Annotated in this window: 21 protein-coding genes; 10 read left to right on the top strand and 11 right to left on the bottom strand. The window is 73.5% G+C overall.

The window, feature by feature from the left end; genetic code table 11:
- Nucleotides 1–95 precede the first annotated feature (95 nt).
- Nucleotides 96–533, top strand: coding sequence for a hypothetical protein (locus tag ACZ7MY_RS40800; RefSeq protein WP_499610888.1), 438 nt, complete (start codon nt 96–98; stop codon nt 531–533).
- Between the two features lie 103 nt (nt 534–636).
- Here the strand turns inward: ACZ7MY_RS40800 and ACZ7MY_RS40795 are convergent, their stop codons facing one another.
- The 5 genes from ACZ7MY_RS40795 to ACZ7MY_RS40775 all read right to left on the bottom strand — a co-directional run bounded on the left by ACZ7MY_RS40795 (nt 637) and on the right by ACZ7MY_RS40775 (nt 3,139).
- Nucleotides 637–1,413: a class I SAM-dependent methyltransferase gene (locus ACZ7MY_RS40795; protein WP_499610886.1), complete on the bottom strand. Its 777-nt coding sequence runs from the start codon at nt 1,411–1,413 to the stop codon at nt 637–639.
- A gap of 52 nt (nt 1,414–1,465) precedes the next feature.
- On the bottom strand, nt 1,466–1,819 hold the full coding sequence (locus ACZ7MY_RS40790) for an SH3 domain-containing protein (protein ID WP_499610885.1): 354 nt from the start codon (nt 1,817–1,819) through the stop codon (nt 1,466–1,468).
- Nucleotides 1,820–1,919: 100 nt separating this feature from the next.
- Complete coding sequence (locus tag ACZ7MY_RS40785; RefSeq protein ID WP_499610910.1) at nt 1,920–2,222, bottom strand: hypothetical protein; 303 nt, start codon at nt 2,220–2,222, stop codon at nt 1,920–1,922.
- 94 nt (nt 2,223–2,316) lie between these two features.
- Entirely contained in the window at nt 2,317–2,619 is a 303-nt protein-coding gene (locus ACZ7MY_RS40780; protein WP_499610908.1) for an SH3 domain-containing protein, read from the bottom strand.
- A 202-nt stretch (nt 2,620–2,821) separates the two neighbouring features.
- Nucleotides 2,822–3,139, bottom strand: coding sequence for an SH3 domain-containing protein (locus ACZ7MY_RS40775; protein ID WP_499610884.1), 318 nt, complete (start codon nt 3,137–3,139; stop codon nt 2,822–2,824).
- Between the two features lie 123 nt (nt 3,140–3,262).
- Between ACZ7MY_RS40775 and ACZ7MY_RS40770 the strand changes: the two genes are divergently transcribed.
- A complete protein-coding gene (locus tag ACZ7MY_RS40770) occupies nt 3,263–5,452 on the top strand; it encodes a protein kinase domain-containing protein (RefSeq protein WP_499610881.1) in 2,190 nt (729 codons plus the stop codon).
- Between the two features lie 64 nt (nt 5,453–5,516).
- On the opposite strand, the gene ilvD is transcribed toward ACZ7MY_RS40770, so the two are convergent.
- From ilvD to ACZ7MY_RS40750, 4 genes are all read right to left on the bottom strand, one after another.
- Nucleotides 5,517–7,370, bottom strand: a complete 1,854-nt coding sequence (gene ilvD / locus ACZ7MY_RS40765; RefSeq protein ID WP_499610878.1) for a dihydroxy-acid dehydratase — start codon at nt 7,368–7,370, stop codon at nt 5,517–5,519.
- A 201-nt stretch (nt 7,371–7,571) separates the two neighbouring features.
- Nucleotides 7,572–8,204 (bottom strand): TetR/AcrR family transcriptional regulator, encoded by a 633-nt coding sequence (locus ACZ7MY_RS40760; RefSeq protein WP_499610876.1) that lies wholly within the window; start codon nt 8,202–8,204, stop codon nt 7,572–7,574.
- Nucleotides 8,204–9,007 (bottom strand): sugar phosphate isomerase/epimerase family protein, encoded by an 804-nt coding sequence (locus ACZ7MY_RS40755; RefSeq protein ID WP_499610906.1) that lies wholly within the window; start codon nt 9,005–9,007, stop codon nt 8,204–8,206. Before ACZ7MY_RS40755 ends, ACZ7MY_RS40760 begins: the two co-directional genes overlap by 1 nt.
- Nucleotides 9,008–9,162: 155 nt before the next feature.
- Entirely contained in the window at nt 9,163–10,101 is a 939-nt protein-coding gene (locus tag ACZ7MY_RS40750; protein ID WP_499610873.1) for a Ppx/GppA family phosphatase, read from the bottom strand.
- 101 nt (nt 10,102–10,202) lie between these two features.
- On the opposite strand from ACZ7MY_RS40750, the gene ACZ7MY_RS40745 reads away from it, so the two are divergent.
- On the top strand, nt 10,203–11,030 hold the full coding sequence (locus ACZ7MY_RS40745) for a DUF3109 family protein (RefSeq protein WP_499610871.1): 828 nt from the start codon (nt 10,203–10,205) through the stop codon (nt 11,028–11,030).
- Nucleotides 11,031–11,051: 21 nt separating this feature from the next.
- On the opposite strand, the gene ACZ7MY_RS40740 is transcribed toward ACZ7MY_RS40745, so the two are convergent.
- Nucleotides 11,052–12,752: an RNA polymerase sigma factor gene (locus tag ACZ7MY_RS40740; RefSeq protein WP_499610868.1), complete on the bottom strand. Its 1,701-nt coding sequence runs from the start codon at nt 12,750–12,752 to the stop codon at nt 11,052–11,054.
- A gap of 215 nt (nt 12,753–12,967) precedes the next feature.
- Here ACZ7MY_RS40740 and radA point away from each other — a divergent pair, with 215 nt between their 5' ends.
- Nucleotides 12,968–14,356: a DNA repair protein RadA gene (gene radA, locus ACZ7MY_RS40735; RefSeq protein ID WP_499610865.1), complete on the top strand. Its 1,389-nt coding sequence runs from the start codon at nt 12,968–12,970 to the stop codon at nt 14,354–14,356.
- A gap of 66 nt (nt 14,357–14,422) precedes the next feature.
- Complete coding sequence (gene disA, locus ACZ7MY_RS40730) at nt 14,423–15,553, top strand: DNA integrity scanning diadenylate cyclase DisA (protein WP_499610862.1); 1,131 nt, start codon at nt 14,423–14,425, stop codon at nt 15,551–15,553.
- Nucleotides 15,554–15,628: 75 nt separating this feature from the next.
- Here the strand turns inward: disA and ACZ7MY_RS40725 are convergent, their stop codons facing one another.
- Nucleotides 15,629–16,483: a hypothetical protein gene (locus ACZ7MY_RS40725; RefSeq protein ID WP_499610860.1), complete on the bottom strand. Its 855-nt coding sequence runs from the start codon at nt 16,481–16,483 to the stop codon at nt 15,629–15,631.
- 171 nt (nt 16,484–16,654) lie between these two features.
- Here ACZ7MY_RS40725 and ACZ7MY_RS40720 point away from each other — a divergent pair, with 171 nt between their 5' ends.
- The 5 genes from ACZ7MY_RS40720 to ACZ7MY_RS40700 all read left to right on the top strand — a co-directional run bounded on the left by ACZ7MY_RS40720 (nt 16,655) and on the right by ACZ7MY_RS40700 (nt 20,911).
- Nucleotides 16,655–17,542: an HhH-GPD family protein gene (locus ACZ7MY_RS40720; protein ID WP_499610857.1), complete on the top strand. Its 888-nt coding sequence runs from the start codon at nt 16,655–16,657 to the stop codon at nt 17,540–17,542.
- Nucleotides 17,543–17,685: 143 nt separating this feature from the next.
- On the top strand, nt 17,686–18,255 hold the full coding sequence (locus ACZ7MY_RS40715; protein ID WP_499610854.1) for a SigE family RNA polymerase sigma factor: 570 nt from the start codon (nt 17,686–17,688) through the stop codon (nt 18,253–18,255).
- Entirely contained in the window at nt 18,240–18,947 is a 708-nt protein-coding gene (locus tag ACZ7MY_RS40710) for a hypothetical protein (RefSeq protein WP_499610851.1), read from the top strand. Before ACZ7MY_RS40715 ends, ACZ7MY_RS40710 begins: the two co-directional genes overlap by 16 nt.
- Entirely contained in the window at nt 18,940–19,623 is a 684-nt protein-coding gene (gene cseB / locus ACZ7MY_RS40705; protein WP_499610848.1) for a two-component system response regulator CseB, read from the top strand. The genes ACZ7MY_RS40710 and cseB overlap by 8 nt, the downstream gene beginning before the upstream one ends.
- 4 nt (nt 19,624–19,627) lie before the next feature.
- Nucleotides 19,628–20,911, top strand: a complete 1,284-nt coding sequence (locus ACZ7MY_RS40700; RefSeq protein ID WP_499610845.1) for a sensor histidine kinase — start codon at nt 19,628–19,630, stop codon at nt 20,909–20,911.
- Nucleotides 20,912–20,950: the final 39 nt, after the last annotated feature.

Here is a 20,950-nt window from a genome sequence, read left to right as displayed (position 1 = left end):
GGTTCCGGGCCGTCTCAGGGTCATCCCCTATGGCTTCCGGGGCCAAGCGGAGTGACCGTGGCCATATGAGGCGTTCTACCGATGTATCCCGGGACGTGACCGGAGCCGAGAAGCGGCAGCTCGCGGTGGCCTCGGCCACCCTCGGCCCCTGGCGTCCGGCGGCGGCCGTCGGCGCGATCGGCGGCGGGGTCTCCCTCGCCGCCTCCGCCCTGAGCGGCGACTTCGGTCTCGGCGTCGTCGCCGGCGCCGTGTCCGTCGCGTTGATGCTCTTCTTCCTCGTCGGCGGCGCGGGCGCGGTGACCGGCCGCGGCCCGCGTGCCGACCGCCGCATACGCCGCTGGGCGGCCGCCCACCCCTGGCGCGTCGCGCTGGTGCCGGCGGGGATGCTGCTCGTCACCGACGTCGTGGTGCGCCAGGTCCTGACCTCGGAGGGCTTCTTCGGGAGCCTCTGGGACGGCCTGTGGCGAGGGGCCCTCGTCGCGGGTGTGGTCGGGGTCGTCGGTTCGGTGGCGGGGAAGCGCCGGGCGGGGTAGGGAGTCCGGTCCTCGCCCCTCGTGCCCTCGTGCCTTCGTACGGCGGGCCCTCGTCTCGCGGGTCTTCGTCTCGCGGGCCTCCGTCTCGCGGGTCTTCGTTCTGTCAGGCCTTGACCGCGACCGTGAGGTCGACCTTGTAGGGCTCGACCACCTGGCCGTCCGGGAAGAACTCCAGCAGCGTGCGCCGCTCGTCGTCGAGGATGCGGCGAGCGGCCTCCGGGGCGAGCACGGCGAAGTAGGAACGGCTGCCGAGCATCGCGAGGTGCGTGTCCAGCGGGACGGTGCGCGTCCAGTGGAGGACGCGGGTCTCGGTGCGCATGCCCAGGCGGGTGCCGAGCGAGCGGAGGATGTCCTCGGCCGTGCCCGTCAGGCCGTTCTCGTGGTAGCGCGGGACCGCCCGGGACAGCCGCTCCTCCTGCTCGCGCACCCAGGCGACCCCGGTGTCCGGGACGTTCCACCACAGTGCGAGCGCACCGCCCGAGCGCAGCACCCGTGCCGCCTCGGGCGATGACTTGACCGGGTCCGTCCAGTGCCAGGCCTGGGCGTACGTGACGAAGTCCGCCACCCCGGAGGCGAACGGCAGCGCGTCCCCGTCCCCGCGCACGAGCGGCACGCCCGGCTGCCCCGCCCGCAGTTGCGCGGCCATCCCCGCCCCGGGCTCCACGGCCGTCACGTGCGCCCCGCGCGCCCGTATCAACGCCGTGGCGATGCCCGTGCCGGCCCCCACGTCCAGGACCGTCGCCCCGGCGAAGGGCCGTCCGCCGATCTCCTCGACGGCGTCGAACAGCTCTCCGGGGTAACCGGGGCGGGCCGCGGCGTACTGCGCGGCGACGGTGTTGAACGAGTGGGCGAGCACGCGGTGGGCCGGCTGTGTGGTCATGGGGGTTGTCCTTCCCCGTGGGACGCGGGCGCGACCCACCGCGAGGGCTCGGTCAGCCGCACTCCCCGGCGACGTAGCCGTCGCTGCCGGTGTGCACGTAGGTGTCGGAGACGTACTGGCCGGGGCCGATCCGGTCCCAGATGTTCGAGGTGCCGTAGTAGCCGCTGACCGTCTCACCCCGGGTCTGGCAGAAGATCGGCACCTTCTGGTCGTACGGCAGGATCTTGACGATCTGGTAGTTCGTGCCCGGGCCGGTACGCACGTTGAGCCGTACGTCGGGTGCGACCGGGTAGTACACGAGGTTCGGCGCCGCCACGGCTTCGGCGGCACCCCCCAGCACGAGCAGGACCGCCCCCGCCATCGTCGCCGCACCGGTCACCAGCGCGGCGCGCCTGTTCTTGCTCATCGTGTTCCTCCGGGAGGAAGGACCTTTGTGGGCGCGGGCCACCGGGCTCCCCGGCAGGCGAGGAGCCCGGTGGCGCGATCGAGCACGAAGTACCGCTGTTTCAGCTGCAGCGGGAGGCGATGTAGCCGTCGCTGCCGGTCTGCACGTAGGCGTCCGAGACGAACTGGCCTTCGCCGATGCAGTCCCAGATGTTCGACGTGCCGTAGTAGCCGCTGACGGTCGTTCCCGGCGTCTGGCAGAAGACCGGCACCTTGACGTCGTAAGGGAGCACCTTGACGAGATGGAAATTGGTGCCGGGGCCAGAGCGGACGTTGAGGCGCACGTCCGGCGCGACAGCATAAAAAATTTGGCCGGCGGCCGCGTCACCCGCACCGCCGAGCACCAGGAAGACGGCCCCCGCCATCGTGGCCGCGCCGGTCGCGAGTGCAGCGCGTCTGCTCTTGCTCATCGAATTCCTCCCGCAGGTCCGAGGCATGGGTGGGACGAGACCCACCGCATCAGCTGCAGCGCGACGCGACGTACCCGTCGCTCCCGGTGTGCACATAGGTGTCGGAGACGTACTGGTTGGTGCCGATGCAGTCCCAGATGTTCGAGGTGCCGTAGTAGCCGCTCTCCGTCGTGCCGGGTGTCTGGCAGAAGATCGGCACCTTCGCGTCATAGGGAAGGACCTTGACGATGTGGTAGCTGCTCCCCGGTCCGGAGCGGACGTTGAGGCGCACGTCCGGAGCGACCGAGTAGTAGATCAGATCGCCCGCGGCCGAAGCCGAGGCCGCCGCGGCATCCCCGGCGCCACCGAGCACCGGCAAGGCCGCCCCGGTCAGCACGGCGACGCCGGAGGCGAGTACCGCGCGCCTGCTCTTGTTGTTGCTGTTGCTGTTGCTCAACACGTTCCTCCTGGAGGACGGACCCTGTGTACACGCACCACCGGGCTCCGCGGCAAGCGAGGAGCCCGGTGGTGCCGTGGAGCACGACGTGTGGCGAGTGCGACTGCTTTTCAGGCGCCTAGCAGCGACCGGTGACGTATCCGTCACTGCCAGTGCGCACATAGGCGTCAGCGACGTATTGGTTCGGGCCGATCCGGTCCCAGATGCTCGACGTGCCGTAGTAGCCGTTGACCTTCGTACCCGGCGACTGGCAGAAGACCGGCACCTTGGCGTCGTACGGCAGGGTAGTGACGATCGGGTAGGCCGTACCCGGCCCGCTGCGCACGTTGAGGCGCACGTCCGGAGCGACCGAGTAGTAGATCAGAGGCGGGCCGACCGCTGCGGTGGCGCTCGCAGTCGTCGTGTCCGAAGTCTCGTCAAGTTCCTTCTCGGCCATCGGCCCTCCCCCGTGAAGATTCACGCTGTGTCAGGTGCAGGCTAGCAATCCGACCCGTCGCCGTTACGAGGATCCACTAGGCTCACCGAGTTACGGCTGCTGACGAACACACGGGGGTGGGTCATGCCGCCAGTGCGGAGACCCGGGACCGACCCGGAAGCGGAACATCCGGAATATGCGGGGCAGTACCGGCTCGAGGGCCGGCTCGGCTCCGGGGGCATGGGCGTGGTCCACCTGTCGCATTCCACCTCCGGCATGCGCCTGGCCGTCAAGGTCGTGCACGAGGAGTTCGCCAAAGACCCCGAGTTCAGGGCACGTTTCCGCCAGGAGGTCGCCGCCGCCAGACGCGTGAGCGGAGCCTTCACGGCACCCGTGGTCGACGCCGATCCGGACGCGGAGCGGCCCTGGATGGCCACGCTCTACATACCCGGGCCAACCCTGGCCGAGTTCGTGAAGCGGAACGGACCGGTGGCTCCGGCCCAGGTGCGGTACCTGATGGCGGGCCTCGCCGAGGCGTTGCGAGATATTCACCGAGCGGGCGTCGTCCACCGGGACCTCAAACCGAGCAACGTGCTGCTGGCTGCCGACGGTCCGAAAGTGATCGACTTCGGGATCTCCCGGCCGTCCGACAGTGACCTGCGGACCGAGACGGGCAAACTCATCGGCACCCCGCCGTTCATGGCACCGGAACAGTTCAAACGACCCAGGGAAGTGGGGCCCGCCGCTGACGTCTTCGCGATGGGCAGTGTGCTGGTGCACGCGGCGACCGGGCGCAGTCCCTTCGACTCGGACAGTCCCTACATCGTCGCCTACCAGGTCGTCCACGACGAGCCGCAACTCGATGGCATCCCGGCCGACCTCCAACCCTTCATCGAACGCTGCCTCGCCAAGGATCCGGACGACCGGCCGACCCCCGACGCGTTGATGGACGCTCTGAGATCGGTGTCCGCCTCGTACGACACCCAGGCCTTCGCCGCCATCGACACCGAGATCCCGCTCGTCGAAGGCCTCATTCCGCAACCGCGGCAGCCCCAGGACGAGTCACAAGCCGGCGCTGCTCCGGAACCTCGGTCGGACGCTCGCGCCACGCCCCGAGCGCGCTGGAGGAATCGCCGGCTGGTCGCGGCGGTTTCCACCGCATGCGCAGCCCTCGCAACGGCGACGGTCCTAGCCGTCGCCCATCTGGGCGGCGCACATCGCGCGACCGAACCGGTCGGATCGGGAGACACACCTGATCCGGCGACGTTCCATCCATGGGTGACCGAACTGCGCACGGACGCCGATGCGCCGCAGCCCGGGCCGGCGTCCTGCGTCCACGCCGACCACGCCCTGTTCTGTACGCAAGCGGGGATCACGGCTGCAAGGGTGGACGCCGACGGCGGCCTTCTCCAGTGGTCGGGTCGCGTCGAGCGGACCGCCGGGCGATACCCCCTCGCACCCGTTCTCGCAGGCGGCGTTCTGCGGACAGTGAGCACCGACTTGTCGCGCATGGACGGGCTCAGGCCGAGCGACGGGCGACCGCAATGGACGCTCGATCTGTCCGGTTACGCGCACGGCTTTTACGAGGCAGGGTCGACGGTCCTCCTGGTCGGCGCCGGAGGGAACGTCACCGCGATCGACGGAACGAGCGGAAGGCAACGCTGGCGAAAGCAGCTGCCGGGCCACTCCGGCCCCTCTTTCGCCGAGTACGGGGGAACCGGCCCGGCTTTCGCGTTCGAAGTCACCGGCGACGCCCGGCATACCCAGGTGAGCGCGGTGGATCTGGAAGCCGGAACGGTCCGGTACCAGGACCGCTTGGACGGCGAGTTGCTGCCCGTCGCCGCATCCGGTTCGACGGTCGTCCTCGCCTCCCTGGACGATTTCCGGCGCACGAGGGCCCTTGTACTGTTCGACACCGCCAACCGGTCCACGCGACGCGTCCCGCTCGTGGTCCCCCTCGTCGGCGTGCAGGCGGTCCTGCACGACGGGACGGTCTACCTGCTGGAGTACGGAGGGGCACTGCTGGCTGTGGACACCCGCCAGACCGCACGTGCCGAGAAGGCGCAGCGGTGGCGCGTCGAGACCTCGGTCACCAACGGCTCCCGGCCCGTCATCGACGGAGACCGGCTCTACTTCAGCTCGGTGGACGGTCGGTTGCTGGCGTTCAACACCGGCGATGGGACCCTCCTGGGCCAGACCGAGCCGCGGCCCGGACCGGGATCCGGTCCGCCGGGGGCCCCGCCCGCCCCCGTCGTCGCCGACGGGAAGGTGTTCGCGACGGCGCCCGACGGCAGTGTGTTCGCCGTGGACGCGAAGGACCCCTCCCGCTGGTGATCGTGGCGATCGGCGGAAGGGGTCCCTGGGGACGACGACGGGGCCCCGTGTCCGGGGGCCGGGGTCAGCCCTCGAGCTTGGAGACGTCGCGGACGGCGCCCTTGTCCGCGCTGGTGGCCATCGCGGCGTAGGCCTTGAGGGCCAGGGAGACCTTGCGGTCGCGGGCCTTGGGGGCGTACGCGCCGCCGAGCGCGGTGCGGCGGGCGGTCAGTTCCTCCTCGGGGACGAGGAGTTCGATGCTGCGGCCCGGGATGTCGATGCGGATCCGGTCCCCGTCCTCGACCAGCGCGATCGTGCCGCCGGAGGCCGCCTCGGGGGAGGCGTGGCCGATCGAGAGCCCCGAAGTGCCGCCGGAGAAGCGGCCGTCGGTGATCAGGGCGCAGCTCTTGCCGAGGCCGCGGCCCTTGAGGAAGGACGTCGGGTAGAGCATCTCCTGCATGCCGGGACCGCCCTTGGGGCCCTCGTAGCGGATGACGACGACGTCGCCCTCCGTGATCTCCTTGCGGAGGATCTTGTCGACGGCCTCCTCCTGGGACTCGCAGACCACGGCCGGCCCCTCGAAGGTCCAGATGGACTCGTCGACGCCGGCGGTCTTCACCACGCAGCCGTCGACGGCGAGGTTGCCGTGGAGCACGGCCAGGCCGCCGTCCTTGGAGTAGGCGTGCTCGACGGAGCGGATGCAGCCCCCGGCGGCGTCGGTGTCGAGGGCCTCCCAGCGCTCGGACTGGGAGAAGGCCTCGGCGGAGCGGACGCAGCCCGGGGCGGCGTGCCAGAGTTCCTCGGCCTCGGCGGAGGGGGAGCCGCCGCGCACGTCCCAGGTCTTGAGCCAGTCGGCCAGCGACGGGGAGTGGACGGCGTGGACGTCCTCGTTGAGCAGGCCGCCGCGGTGGAGCTCGCCCAGCAGGGCGGGGATGCCGCCGGCGCGGTGCACGTCCTCCATGTAGTACGTGCGGTCCTTCGCGACGTTGGGCGCCACCTTGGCCAGGCAGGGCACGCGGCGCGAGACGGCGTCGATGTCGGTGAGGCCGAAGGGGACGCCGGCCTCCTGGGCCGCGGCGAGCAGGTGGAGGATCGTGTTGGTCGAGCCGCCCATGGCGATGTCCAGGGCCATGGCGTTCTCGAAGGCCGCGAAGGTGGCGACGGAGCGCGGCAGGACGGACTCGTCGTCCTGCTCGTAGTAGCGGCGGGTGAGGTCGACGACGGTGCGGCCGGCGTCCTCGTACAGCGCCTTGCGGGCGGTGTGGGTGGCCAGGACCGAGCCGTTGCCGGGCAGCGACAGGCCCATCGCCTCGGTGAGGCAGTTCATCGAGTTGGCGGTGAACATGCCGGAACACGAGCCGCAGGTGGGACAGGCGTTCTCCTCGATGCGGAGGATGTCCTCGTCGGAGATCTTGTCGTTGACGGCGTCGGCGATCGCGTCGATCAGGTCGAGCGTGCGGACGGTGCCGTCGACGAGGGTGGCGCGGCCGGCCTCCATGGGGCCGCCGGAGACGAAGACGGTGGGGATGTTGAGGCGCAGGGCGGCCATCAGCATGCCCGGGGTGATCTTGTCGCAGTTGGAGATGCAGATCAGCGCGTCGGCGCAGTGCGCCTCGACCATGTACTCGACGGAGTCGGCGATCAGGTCGCGGGAGGGCAGCGAGTAGAGCATGCCGCCGTGGCCCATGGCGATGCCGTCGTCGACGGCGATCGTGTTGAACTCGCGCGGCACGGCGCCCGCGGCCTTGATCGCCTCGCTGACGATGCGGCCGACGGGCTGCAGGTGGGTGTGCCCGGGCACGAACTCCGTGAAGCTGTTGGCCACCGCGACGATCGGCTTGCCGATGTCCTCGCTCGCTACGCCCGAGGCCCGCATGAGGGCACGGGCGCCCGCCATGTTGCGGCCGTGGGTGACTGTGCGGGACCTCAGCTCGGGCACGGGGACCACTCCCTACGTTTCCATCCTTGGAGCCTTCGAGCGTACGCCCCCGGCCGTGGCACCCGGCGGCGTGTCCGTATCGCGGACGGCGAGTCCACGCTCTGGATGGCATCCGGTACCGGCCGCCGCGGGTCCGCCGCGGGGCCGGCGACGCACCGGAACCGCTCCCTCCCATTGTGGCCCTCGGGCCGCGGTGCGGGCTCAGCCCGTGACGGGTCCCGGATCGGTCAGGTAGCGCTGGAGCGTCGGCGCCACGAGGGCGACGACCTCCTCCATGTCCGCCGACGCCAGCGGCTCGATCCTGATGACGTAGCGCATCATCGCGAGCCCGATCATCTGGGCGCCCGCGAGTTCCGCGCGCAGCCTCGGGTCGGGGACCTCCAGCTCCGACGCGACGCGTTCCAGCAGCCGCCGCAGGACGATGCCGCGCAGCACGCCGGCGGCCGTGTCGTTGGTCACGGCGGAGCGGAGGATCGCCAGCATGGGGGCCCGGGAGACCGGGTTCTCCCAGACGGTGACGAAGAAGCGGGCCAGCCGCTCGCCGACGCCCTCGGGGCCGGCCGCGAGGACGTCGGGGACGCCGAAGGCGGGCTCGAAGCTCAACTCGATGGAGGCCGCGAAGACCTGCTCCTTCGCCCCGAAGTAGTGGTGGACCAGCGCCGAGTCCACGCCCGCGGACTTGGCGATGGAGCGGATCGAGGTCCGGTCGTAGCCGTGGGCGGAGAACTCCTGGCGGGCGGCGGCGAGGATCCGGTCGCGGGTCTCGGGGGTGCCCGAGCGGCTTCCCGCGGGCCGGCCGCGGCCGCGCCTGCCGGCGTCGCCGTCCGGGACCATCAGCGCACCCGGGCGGCCGCGGCCAGGTGCAGCCGGGTGAACGCCAGTGCCTCGGCGAGGTCCGCCTCGCGCTCGGCGGCCGACATCGCACGCCGGGTGTTGACCTCGATCACGACGTGGCCGTCGAAGCCGCGCGCCGCCAGGCCCTCCAGCACCTGCGCGCAGGGCTGCTTGCCGCGTCCGGGCACCAGGTGCTCGTCCTTGCCGGAGCCGCTGCCGTCGGCCAGGTGGACGTGGCCGAGCCGGTCGCCCATGCGGTCGAGCATCTCCAGCGTCTCCGTCCTGGCCGTGGCGGTGTGCGACAGGTCGATGGTGAAGTGCCGGTAGTCGTCCTTGGTCGGGTCCCAGTCGGGGGCGTAGGCGAGCATCTCCCGGTCGCGGTAGCGCCACGGGTACATGTTCTCGACGGCGAACCGCACGTCGGTCTCGTCCGCCATCCGCCAGATGCCGCTGACGAACTCCCGCGCGTAGCTGCGCTGCCAGCGGAACGGCGGGTGGACGACCACGGTCGAGGCGCCCAGCTTCTCCGCCGCCGCCCGGGCCCGCTGCAGCTTCACCCACGGGTCGGTCGACCAGACCCGCTGGGTGATCAGCAGGCAGGGGGCGTGCACGGCCAGGATCGGGATGGCGTGGTAGTCCGACAGCCGGCGCAGCGCCTCGATGTCCTGGCTGACCGGGTCGGTCCACACCATCACCTCGACGCCGTCGTAGCCCAGCCGGGCCGCGATCTCGAAGGCCGTCGCCGTGGACTCGGGGTAGACCGAGGCCGTGGACAGCGCGACCTTCGCGTCCGGTACGCGCACGGTGTGTCCGTTCGGGTCCACAGGGTCAGGGGCTGCCACGGGGAACAGCGTACGGCGGCCGGTCGGCCGAACGGCACATCGCACCCGGCCGACGTGACGCGATCGACACGCGCGGGGCGTGGGGGCCGCGGGGCGGCCGCACCGCGTGCGCCGTCTCAGCCCCGGTCGCTCGTCATCAGGTCGAGGCGGCGCAGGATGACGCCCTCGCGCAGCGCCCACGGGCAGACCTCCAGCTCCGTGACCCCGTACAGGTCCATCGCCGCGTCCGCGACCAGCGCCCCGGCCAGCAACTGCCGGGCCCGGCCCTCCGACACGCCCGGGAGTTCCCGGCGGGCGCCCTCGGTCATGGCGGCCAGCCGCGGCACCCACTCCGCCAGCGCCTTGCGGCTGAGGGTGCGCTGTACGTACAGGCCCTCGGCGGAGCGCGCCGCGCCGGCGATCCGGGCCAGCTGCTTGAAGGTCTTGGAGGTGCCCACCACGTGGTCGGGCGCGCCGAGCCGGCTGAACTCCGCGACGGTGCGGGCGATCTCGGCGCGCACGTGCTTGCGCAGGCCGCGCACGTCGTCGGCGGCGGGCGGGTCGCCGGGCAGCCAGCCGCTGGTGAGCCGGCCGGCGCCGAGCGGCAGGGAGACGGCGGCGTCCGGGTCCTCGTCCATGCCGTACGCGATCTCCAGGGAGCCGCCGCCGATGTCCAGCATGAGCAGCCGGCCGGAGGACCAGCCGAACCAGCGGCGGGCGGCGAGGAAGGTGAGCCGTGCCTCGTCCTCCCCGGACAGCACGGTCAGGTTGACCCCGGTCTCGGCGGCGACCCGGGCGAGCACCTGCTCGCCGTTGGCGGCCTCGCGCACCGCGCTGGTGGCGAACGGCAGGACGTCCTCGACGCCCTTGTCCTCGGCGACGACCAGGGCCTCGGCGACCTGGGCGACCAGCCGCCGCACGCCGTCCTCGCGGATCGCGCCGTCCTCGTCCAGCAGCTCCGCCAGCCGCAGCTCCGCCTTGTGGGAGTACGCCGGGAGCGGACGCGCGCCGGGGTGCGCGTCCATGACCAGAAGGTGGACGGTATTCGAACCCACGTCGAGGACACCGAGTCTCATGCCCGGCACGCTACTGCGCCGGACCCGGACCGGGGACATGCGGGGTATGGGCACGTGCGCGGGTGACCACTCGAGAAGCTTCACATGCTTACCCTGACATCGTGGCGAAGGTGAAAAAGGCGACGAAGCGGCAGCATCACCCGGACGTGTCGGACGAGGTCGGGCTCGATTTCCCGCGCGCGTGGGTCGAGTTCCCCGATCCGGCGGACGAGGAACAGGTCTTCCGGTGCGACCTGACGTGGCTCACCTCACGGTGGAACTGCGTCTTCGGCCGGGGCTGCGAGGGCATCCAGGCGGGCCGGGCGAGCGACGGCTGCTGCACCCTCGGCGCGCACTTCTCGGACGACGACGACGAGAAGCGCGTCGCACGGCACGTGGAGCGGCTCACCCCGGAACTGTGGCAGTTCCACGGGGTCGGCGAGGAGGACGGCTGGGCCGAGGTCAACGAGGACGGCGACCGGCAGACCCGGCGGCACCAGGGCGCCTGCATCTTCCTCAACCGCCCGGGCTTCCCGGCGGGCGCCGGCTGCGCGCTGCACACGCTCGCGCTCAAGGAGGGCCGCGAGCCGTTGGAGACCAAGCCGGACGTGTGCTGGCAGCTGCCGATCCGGCGGACGTACGACTGGGTGGACCGCCCCGACGACACCCGGGTGCTGATGATCTCGATCGGCGAGTACGACCGGCGCGGCTGGGGCCCGGGCGGCCACGACCTGCACTGGTGGTGCACGGGCGCGCGGTCCGCGCACGGCGCGGGCGATCCGGTGTACGTCTCGTACCGGGCGGAGCTCACGGAGCTGATGGGACGGCCGGCCTACGAACGGCTCGTCGAGCTGTGCGAGCAGCGGCTCGCCTCGCTGCTGCCGATGGCGCCGCATCCCGCGGACCCGTCGACGCCGGACCCGCGCGGCCGGAGCGAGGACGCCGGGTAGGCCGTGCCGTCACCCGGCCGCCTACTCGCCGGCGTGGCCCTGGCCCTGGCCCTCGTCGGCGGCGGAGGACGGGGAACCCGAGGGGCTCTGGCTCGGCGGGTGCGGGTCGCTCGGTGACGGGCCGGGGTCGGACGGGCTCGGCGAGGGGTCCGGGGAGGGCGACGACTGCGGCCTCCCCCGCCCCTCGATCGTGACGACGGCACCCGACGGGTCGAACCAGATGCGTGCCGCCCAGGGCCCCTCGGGCTCGCGCGAGCGGTCCACGGAGACCGTCAGCGTCATGCTCTCGCCGGGGCGGAGCCTGCCGTGGCTGCGGCGGAGCCGCACCCACGGCTCGGAGGTGGCCGCCCGCCAGCGCACCGGTGCCGCGCCCTCGGCGGTGAGGGTGACGACGGTGACGTGACCGCGCGAGCGGGCCTCCACCAGCAGCCGGCCCGGGCGGGGCGCCGAACGGTCCTCGCCGTCCGCGAGGTCGCCGGACGGCGAGGCGGAGCCGCGGGCCCCCGCCGGGGCGGAGGCGGCGGCGGACGCCGAGGGGGCGGCGGAGACGACGGAGACCGACAGGCGGCCCTGGCCGCGGTTGGACCGCCCGCGCGCGTCGGCCGCGCCCGCGACGCCCGCCTTCTCGTACTGCACGCCGTCGAGGCCCTCGCCGGCGCTGAAGGAACCTTCCCCCTTGTGCTCGGGGGCCAGCGGCGCGCCGTGGTACGCCGCCCACAGCGCCAGCACCGGCGCCGCGACGACGGCCGCGACGACCGTGGAGGTCACCGCGCGGTGCCGCATCCGGGCCCGCCGCGCCATCCGTTCCTTGAGGTCCATCGGGAAGCCGTGCCGGTCGAAGCGCGGGGTGCCCTGGCGGGCGCGGCCGACGCCGCCCCGCATGGCGTGCAGCAGGGCGGCGTACGCGGCGGAGCGGGGGGCCTCGACCGTCGACAGCACGGCCGTGGCGGCGGTGGTGGCCAGGCCCGGCCAGGGGCCCGTCGCCACGGCGCGCTCGGCCGTGACCCGGCAGTGCGGGCAGACGTCGACGTGGGTCACCAGCTCGCGGCGGAGCGCCGAGCCCAGCAGCACCCGGGCGTCACCGGCGAGCCGGGCGACGGCCGCGCAGCTGCCGAGCTCGACCACGGCGAGGGCCGCCCGGGTGCGCTCCACCTCGCAGGCCGCCTGGGCGAGCAGCGCCCGCGTGGCGTCCGGCTCCCGTCCGACGACCAGGGCCACCTCGTGCGGGGCCAGCTGGTGCCGGACGGCGAGTTCCAGCGCCTCGCGCTGCTCGGGGGTGGTGCCGGCCGCCTCGGGCCAGGCCAGTGCCGCCAGTTCGCCGCGCCTGCGGGCGGCGACGTCCGCGGTGGCCTGCACCGACACCGGGCGGCCCTCGGCCAGGGTGCGCAGGCAGGCCCAGCGGGCCAGCGCGTACAGCCAGGGCCTGCGCAGCTCCGGGTCGCGCAGCCGGGCGCGCTGGCGCTCGGCCACGGCCAGCACGTCGCCGAGGGCGGCGGCGGCGGAGTCGTGCTCGCACAGCACCGAGAGGCAGTAGGTGAACAGCCCGTCCAGGTACGGCTCGTAGTGGGCCGGCGGCTGCGCGGGCAGGGTCCCCTGCGGGCGCGGCCGCCGCCGCGCCGGGGACCCGGTGGCCCCCGGCGCGGAGCGGCCACGCTGGACCGGCGCGCGGTGTCGGCGGTGCGCGCCGGTTGTCTGGGAGGGTGTGTCAGACCTGCTGCTCATCACTCCGTGACGGTAGGACCACGACCCGTACGCCCTCAGGCATCACGGCGGGCTTTAATCCAAATGGGTGGTGATCCCGCCCGAAAGAGCACACGCCGCTCACTCCCCCGGGTGACCCCTCCGGCCAGGTGCGCGAGCCTTTTCCGGAGCGGACGGCAGACGTCCGCGCCCGGGGCGGCGCCGCGTTGTCGGTGGCACCCGATAGCGTGCGGCACATGGCTGCCCGTACCCGCCCCGCTTCCAAGGACCGTCCGTCGTACCGCTGCACGGAGTGCGGCTGGACGACGGCCAAGTGGCTCGGCCGCTGCGGCGAGTGCCAGGCGTGGGGGACGGTCGAGGAGTACGGCGGCGCGTCGCCGGTGCGGACGACCGCGGCGGGCCGGGTGACCACGCCCGCCAAGCCGATCGGCCAGGTGGACGGGCGCCAGGCCACCGCGCGCGGCACGGGCGTGCCGGAGCTGGACCGGGTCCTGGGCGGCGGGCTGGTGCCCGGGGCCGTGGTGCTGCTCGCCGGCGAGCCCGGCGTGGGCAAGTCGACCCTCCTGCTGGACGTGGCGGCGAAGGCCGCCGGCCCGCAGGCCCGGACGCTGTACGTGACGGGCGAGGAGTCCGCCTCGCAGGTCCGGCTCCGCGCCGACCGCATCGGGGCGCTCTCCGACCACCTCTTCCTGGCCGCCGAGACGGACCTGTCGGCCGTGCTCGGCCACCTCGACGACGTGAAGCCGTCCCTGCTGATCCTGGACTCGGTGCAGACCGTCGCCTCGCCGGAGATCGACGGCGCCCCCGGCGGCATGGCCCAGGTGCGCGAGGTCGCGGGTGCCCTGATCCGCGCGTCGAAGGAGCGGGGCATGTCGACGCTGCTCGTCGGCCACGTCACCAAGGACGGCGCGATCGCGGGTCCCCGCCTCCTGGAGCACCTGGTGGACGTGGTGCTGTCCTTCGAGGGCGACCGGCACGCCCGCCTCCGCCTGATCCGGGGCATCAAGAACCGCTACGGCGCCACCGACGAGGTCGGCTGCTTCGAGCTGCACGACGAGGGCATCACGGGCCTGGCCGACCCGTCCGGTCTCTTCCTGACCCGGCGCGACGAGCCCGTCCCCGGCACGTGCCTGACGGTGACCCTGGAGGGCAAGCGCCCGCTGGTCGCCGAGGTGCAGGCGCTGACCGTCGACACCCAGATCCCCTCCCCGCGCCGTACGACCTCCGGCCTGGAGAACTCCCGGGTGTCGATGATGCTGGCGGTGCTGGAGCAGCGGGGCCGGATCAAGTCGATCGGCAAGCAGGACATCTACACGGCCACCGTCGGCGGCGTGAAGCTCGGGGAGCCGGCCGCCGACCTGGCGGTGGCGCTCGCCCTGGCCAGCGCGGCGATCGACACGCCGCTGCCGAAGAACCTGGTCGCGGTGGGTGAGGTGGGCCTGGCGGGCGAGGTCAGGAGGGTCACCGGGGTACAGCGCAGGCTCGCGGAGGCGGCCCGGCTGGGCTTCACCCACGCCCTCGTGCCACCGGACCCGGGGAAGATCCCGGCGGGGATGAAGGTGACGGAGGTGACGGACATAGGGGACGCCCTGCGCGTCCTGCCCAAGAGGGCCCCACGTCCCTGACCCTTCCGACGGTAAACTTTGCCCTGGTCTCGCCCATCCGGGCATCCGTACGACCGGAGGAGAGCAGTGGCAGCCAACGACCGGGCGGCAGCTCCCGGCAAGGCCTGGGGTCGCGAGGGCTCCGGCGGTGAGGGCCTGATGCGCGCCTCCCTGAGCGCCGTCGCCCCCGGCACGGGCCTTCGGGACGGCCTCGAGCGGGTTCTGCGCGGCAACACCGGCGGCCTCATCGTGCTGGGCATGGACAAGACCGTCGAATCGCTGTGCACCGGCGGTTTCGTGCTGGACGTCGAGTTCAGCGCCACCAGGCTGCGCGAGCTGTGCAAGCTCGACGGCGCCCTCATCCTCGACCGGGACATCACCAAGATCGTGCGGGCCGGGGTCCAGCTGGTGCCGGACGCGGCCATCCCCACCGAGGAGACCGGCACCCGCCACCGCACCGCGCAGCGGGTCTCCATCCAGACCGGCTTCCCCGTGGTGTCCGTCAGCCAGTCGATGCGGCTGATCGCCCTGTACGTGGGCGGGCAGCGCCGCGTCCTGGAGGACTCGGCGGCCATCCTCTCCCGCGCCAACCAGGCGCTGGCCACGCTGGAGCGCTACAAGCTGCGCCTGGACGAGGTCGCCGGCACGCTCTCCGCCCTGGAGATCGAGGACCTGGTCACCGTCCGGGACGTCACGGCGGTCGCGCAGCGCCTGGAGATGGTGCGCCGGATCGCCACGGAGATCGCGGAGTACGTGGTCGAGCTGGGCACCGACGGCCGGCTGCTCTCCCTGCAGCTGGACGAGCTGATCGCGGGCGTCGAGCCCGAGCGCGAGCTGGTCGTCCGCGACTACGTGCCGGAGCCGACCGCCAAGCGCAGCCGCACGGTCGCCGAGGCGCTCGCCGAGCTGGACTCGCTGCCCCAGGGCGAGCTGCTCGAACTCCCCACCGTGGCGAGGGCGCTGGGCTACGCGGGCTCCCCGGAGGCGCTGGACTCCGCGGTGTCGCCGCGCGGGTACCGGCTGCTGGCGAAGGTGCCCCGGCTGCCCAACACGATCGTGGAGCGGCTGGTCGAGCACTTCGGCGGGCTGCAGAAGCTGCTCGCCGCGAGCGTGGACGACCTGCAGACCGTCGACGGTGTCGGCGAGGCCCGGGCCCGCTCCGTGCGCGAGGGCCTGTCGCGCCTCGCGGAGTCCTCGATCCTGGAGCGCTACGTCTGAGACCCCGAGGGACCCCGGGCCCCGGAGGCCGCGGCGTCCAGGGTGTCCGGAGCGTCCCGGCCCGGCCGGGGCTCCCTAGACGTTCTTCAGGACGAAGGACGTCTGCTTGGCGGAGCGGCCCGGCAGCTTCACCTCGAGCAGGTAGGTGCCGTAGGGGGCGGTGCGGGTCTTGGGCGTGGCGCACTGCGGGGAGCTCGTCCGGCGGTCCCACTCGACGTCGTACGAGGTCGAACCGCCCGCCGGGACCTGCAGCAGGTACGACGCCCGGCTCCTGGGGCAGTCGTCGCTGGCCCACACGTGGTGGTCGCCCACGTCGGTGATGGACAGCACCGCGGACTCCGGGCCGAAGTCCAGCTTGCATGCGGTTGCGGTGGGGTTGGTCGCGGTCAGCGTGAACCGGGGCCGCTCACCGGGCTCGTAGGCGTTGTCGGTGCTGCGCACGCTCACCGAGACACCCGGACCGCAGTCCGGCAGCGAGGAGCCCGCGGGCAACTGCCCACCGCCGCCGCCGTTCCCGCTACCGTCGCCGCTGCCGCCGGAGCCGCCCGTCCCCGCGGCACCCGAGGCACCGGAGTCCGCGCCGCCGTCGCCGGCGCCCGCGTCGGCGCCCTGCGAACCGCCGTCCGTGGCACCGGAGTCGCCGGTACCGCCGTCCGCGCCGCCGTCCGAGGCGTCACCGCCGTCGTCGCCTCCCCCGCCGCCGACCGAACCGCCCGGGCGGGAGCTGTTGAGCGGACCGCTCGCGGACGGACCGGGGGTGATGGACGGCGCCGGCGTGCGGCCGTCCGGCCCGTTGGCGCTGTTCCCCCCGCCGTCACGGGAATTGACGGCCCATACGGCCAGGACGGTGAGCAGCGCCAGCAGGAGCAGCACAACCGCCCGTCGCCGCCAGTAGATGGAGGACGGGAGAGGTCCTACGGGATTGCGCATAGAGCCCACGCGCAAACCTTATGCGGTTTCCCATGAATCGGACCAAGGCACGCGCGGCACGCTGGCAACTTGTGTGATTGATCAGCAGATCTCCCCTCCGTTCCGGGGAACTCCCTCACCCGTTCGCGCAGCCCGCCGCGGCGCCCCCGGGGACGTAGGATCGAAGGCGCTATGAACGACGACCTCGACCACCACCCGCTGCACTCGCCCGTGATCGACTGGTTCGACGACCACGCCCGGGACCTGCCGTGGCGGCGCCCCGAGGCGGGCGCGTGGGGCGTCATGGTCAGCGAGTTCATGCTGCAGCAGACCCCGGTCAGCCGGGTCCTGCCGGTGTACGGACAGTGGCTGGAGCGCTGGCCCACCCCGGGCGACCTCGCCGCGGAGGCCGCCGGCGAGGCGGTGCGCGCCTGGGGCCGGCTGGGCTACCCGCGCCGGGCGCTGCGGCTGCACGCCGCGGCGACCGCGATCGCCCAGCTGCACGGCGGCGAAGTGCCCACGGAGCACGCCGAGTTGCTGGCCCTCCCGGGGGTCGGGGAGTACACGGCCGCCGCGGTGGCCTCCTTCGCGTACGGTCAGCGGCACGCGGTGCTGGACACCAATGTGCGCCGGGTGTTCGCGCGTGCCGTGACCGGTGTCGAGTACCCGCCGAACGCCACGACCGCCGCCGAGCGCCGGGTCGCCCACCGGATGCTCCCCGCCGACGAGGCCACCGCCGCCCGCTGGGCCGCGGCCACGATGGAACTGGGGGCGCTGATCTGCACCGCCCGCGGCCCCGAGTGCGTGCGCTGCCCGATCGCCGGGCAGTGCGCCTGGCGGCTGGCCGGCTCCCCCGCGCACGACGGCCCGCCGCGCCGCGGCCAGACGTACGCCGGCACCGACCGCCAGGTCCGGGGCAGGCTGCTGGCCGTGCTGCGGGAGGCCACGGAGCCGGTGCCGCAGGCCGCGCTGGACGCCGTGTGGCACGAGCCCGTCCAGCGTGCCCGGGCCCTGGACGGCCTGGTCGCCGACGGCCTGGTGGAACCCCTGCGGGACGGTCTGTACCGGCTGCCCGGCTGAGGGCCGCGCCTCCGCGGCGGCCGCGTCGTTACACAACCGATGGGTGGCTGTGGGTCCGCTGTGCGGCGGCGGTCGCCAAAGCCGGACATCCGCTCCGTAGCGTCGGCCGGGTCGTAATCGAGCGCGCCGGACGGAGGGACGCCATGGCGGCGAACGCCCAGGGGACAGCCCCGGTCATGGACTTCGAGGAGTACGTGCGGAACCGGCAGGAGGCGCTGCTGCGCAGCGCGCGCCGGCTCGTGCCGGACCCGATCGACGCCCAGGACCTCGTCCAGACGGCGCTGGCGCGCACCTACCCGCGCTGGGGCGACATCGCCGACAAGAACCTGGCCGACGCCTACATGCGCCGGGTGATGATCAACACCCGCACGGAGTGGTGGCGCGCCCGCCGGCTGGAGGAGGTGCCCACCCCCGAGCTGCCGGAGGGCTCCGTCGACGACGGCGCCGAGCAGCGGGCGGACCGGGCGATGCTGCTGGACGCCCTCGGCATGCTGGCCCCCAAGCAGCGCCAGGTGGTGCTGCTGCGCCACTACCGGCAGCTCAGCACGGAGGAGACGGCGCACGCGCTGGGCATGTCGGTGGGTACCGTGAAGAGCACGCTGCACCGGGCGCTGGCGCGGCTGCGCGCCGAGCTGGAGCGGCAGAGCAACGGATACGGGAGGCCCGTGGAGCCCGCCACGGGCAGGACGGAGGGCGTGTGCGCCGCAGCGTAGTCCCGGTGGGTGCCGCCGCCGCCGCTGTCGCGGTGTGCGGGGCGCTCGTCGCCGTGACCAGCTGCCGCGACGCCGGGGGTGTGCGCGAGGAGGGCACCGCCTCGGTCGCCTCCGCCGCCCCGCCTTCCCCCTCCGCGCCGCCGCCCGCCGCGGACGCCCACCCGCTGGACGCCGGGCGGTCCGCGGACCCGCGGGCGGTGGACGCGAAGGCCGCCGCGGACGTGGTGCACATGGTGCGGCAGGACCCGAAGGTGGCCCGGGACATCCGGGACGGCCTGGCGGCCTGCCCCGCGCAGTCCGCGGTCACCGGGGCCCGTCCGACGGCCGCCGCGGAGCCCTACCCGGTCGACCGCCGCACCGCGCGGCTGACCGGCGGGCAGGGCGCGGACCTGGTGGTGAACGTCTCGACCTGCGCGGACAGCGTGGGCATCGGCAGCTACGTCTACCGGCGGGTGGGCGGCGCGTACGTCAACGTCTTCACCGACGAGCAGCCCCCCGTCTCCGCCGAGGTCAGCGGCGGCGTCCTGAAGGTGACCCACCAGGTGTACGCGCCGCAGGACGCGGTCTCCAACCCCTCGGGCGAGGACGTGACCACGTACCGGTGGAACGGCGCCCGCTTCGAGGAGGTCTCCTTCTCCCACCGCGACTACGGGACGGACGACGGCAGCACCGGGAGCGCTCCGCATGGCTGAGACGCACGTCCTGTTCGTCGAGGACGACGACGTCATCCGCGAGGCGACCACGCTGGCGCTGGAGCGGGACGGCTTCGAGGTGACGGCCGTGCAGGACGGCCTGGCCGGGCTGGCGGCGTTCCGCGCGCGGCGGCCGGACCTGGCGCTGCTGGACGTGATGGTGCCGGGCCTGGACGGGGTGAGCCTGTGCCGGCGCATCCGGGACGAGTCCACGGTGCCGGTGATCATGCTCTCGGCGCGGGCGGACGCCATCGACGTCGTCCTGGGCCTGGAGGCCGGCGCCGACGACTACGTGACCAAGCCGTTCGACGGGGCCGTGCTGACCGCCCGCATGCGGGCGGTGCTGCGGCGCTTCCGGGTGGCAGCGGTGGACGGTCCCGCGGCCGGGGCGGGGGTGCTGACCTTCGGGGACCTGGAGGTGGACCCGGAGGGGATGGAGGTGCGGCGGGCCGGCGAGCGGATCGCGCTGACCCCCACGGAGATGCGGCTGCTGCTGGAGTTCTCGGCGGCGCCCGGAACGGTGCTGTCGAGGGACCGGCTGCTGGAGCGGGTCTGGGACTACGACTGGGGCGGCGACACCCGGGTCGTGGACGTCCACGTGCAGCGGCTGCGGGCGAAGGTCGGGCAGGAGCGCATCGAGACGGTGCGCGGCTTCGGCTACAAGCTCAGGGGCTGACGCGGTGACCGCACGTCCCGGCAGGCCCGCCGCGAACAAGGGCCGCCCGCTGCCGAAGATCGGGTTGCGCTGGAAGGTCTGCGTGGCGATCGCCGTGGTGTCGGCGCTGGTCGCGCTGGTGCTGAGCCTGGTGGTGCACAACGCGGCCCGGGCCAGCATGATCGACAGCTCCCGGGACGTGCAGGACGAGCGGGTGCGGTTCGTCCAGCGGATCTACGAGTCCACCGGGCGGCTGGGGAGCCTCTTCGGCGCCCGGCTCAACGACCCGGACCTGCCGGCCTCGCTGAAGCGGCTGGCCCGCGAGGGCAAGCGGGCCACCTACGTCGACAACTCCGGTGGCGCGCCGGTGGTGTGGGCGGCGACGCCGGTCAAGGACGGCAAGATCCTGTCGCTGAAGACGACCTTCACCGACGGCTTCGCGGTCCTGGAGGACCTGGACCAGGCGCTGGTCATCGGCTCCTCGGCGGTCGTGGTGGGCGGTACGGCGCTGGGCGTGCTCATCGGCGGGCAGCTGTCGCGGCGGCTGCGCAAGGCCGCCGAGGCGGCGGGCCGGGTGGCCGACGGGGAGACGAACGTACGGGTGCGCGACGCGATCGGCGGCCGGGTCCGGGACGAGACGGACGAGCTGGCGCGGGCCGTGGACGCCATGGCGGACGCCCTGGCCGGCCGGCTGGAGGCCGAGCGCCGGGTCACCGCCGACATCGCCCATGAGCTGCGGACCCCGGTGACGGGGCTGGTCACGGCGGCCGAGCTGCTGCCGCCGGGGCGCCCCTCGGAACTGGTCAGGGACCGCGCGCAGGCGCTGCGCACGCTCGTGGAGGACGTGCTGGAGGTCGCCCGGCTGGACGGCGCCGCCGAGCAGGCCGACCTGCAGGACGTGGCGCTGGGCGACTTTGTGCGGCGCAGGGTCGCGGCGGCGGCGCCCGAGGCGACCGTGACCGTACGCGGGGACGCCGTCGTCCGCACCGATCCGCGCCGGCTGGAGCGGGTCCTCGGCAACCTGCTGGCGAACGCCGCGCGGCACGGCCGGCCGCCGATCGAGGTCACCGTCGACGGCCCGTACGTGGAGGTCCGCGACCACGGCCCGGGCTTCCCCGACGACCTGCTCCGCGACGGCCCGAGCCGCTTCCGCACGGGCAGCAGCGACCGGGCCGGCAGCGGCCACGGACTGGGCCTGACCATCGCCACCGGCCAGACCCGCGTCCTGGGCGCCCGCCTCACCTTCCGCAACGTGCCCGTGGCGGACGGCGGCGGCGCGGTCGCCCGGCTGCTGCTGCCGAGGGAGTAGCCGCGCGACGCGCCCGGGCAGGCGCGCGACCCCGCGTAC

It is taken from the genome of Streptomyces sp. NPDC111520 (genome assembly GCF_055635295.1).
This window is presented reverse-complemented; position numbering and strand designations above follow the sequence as displayed.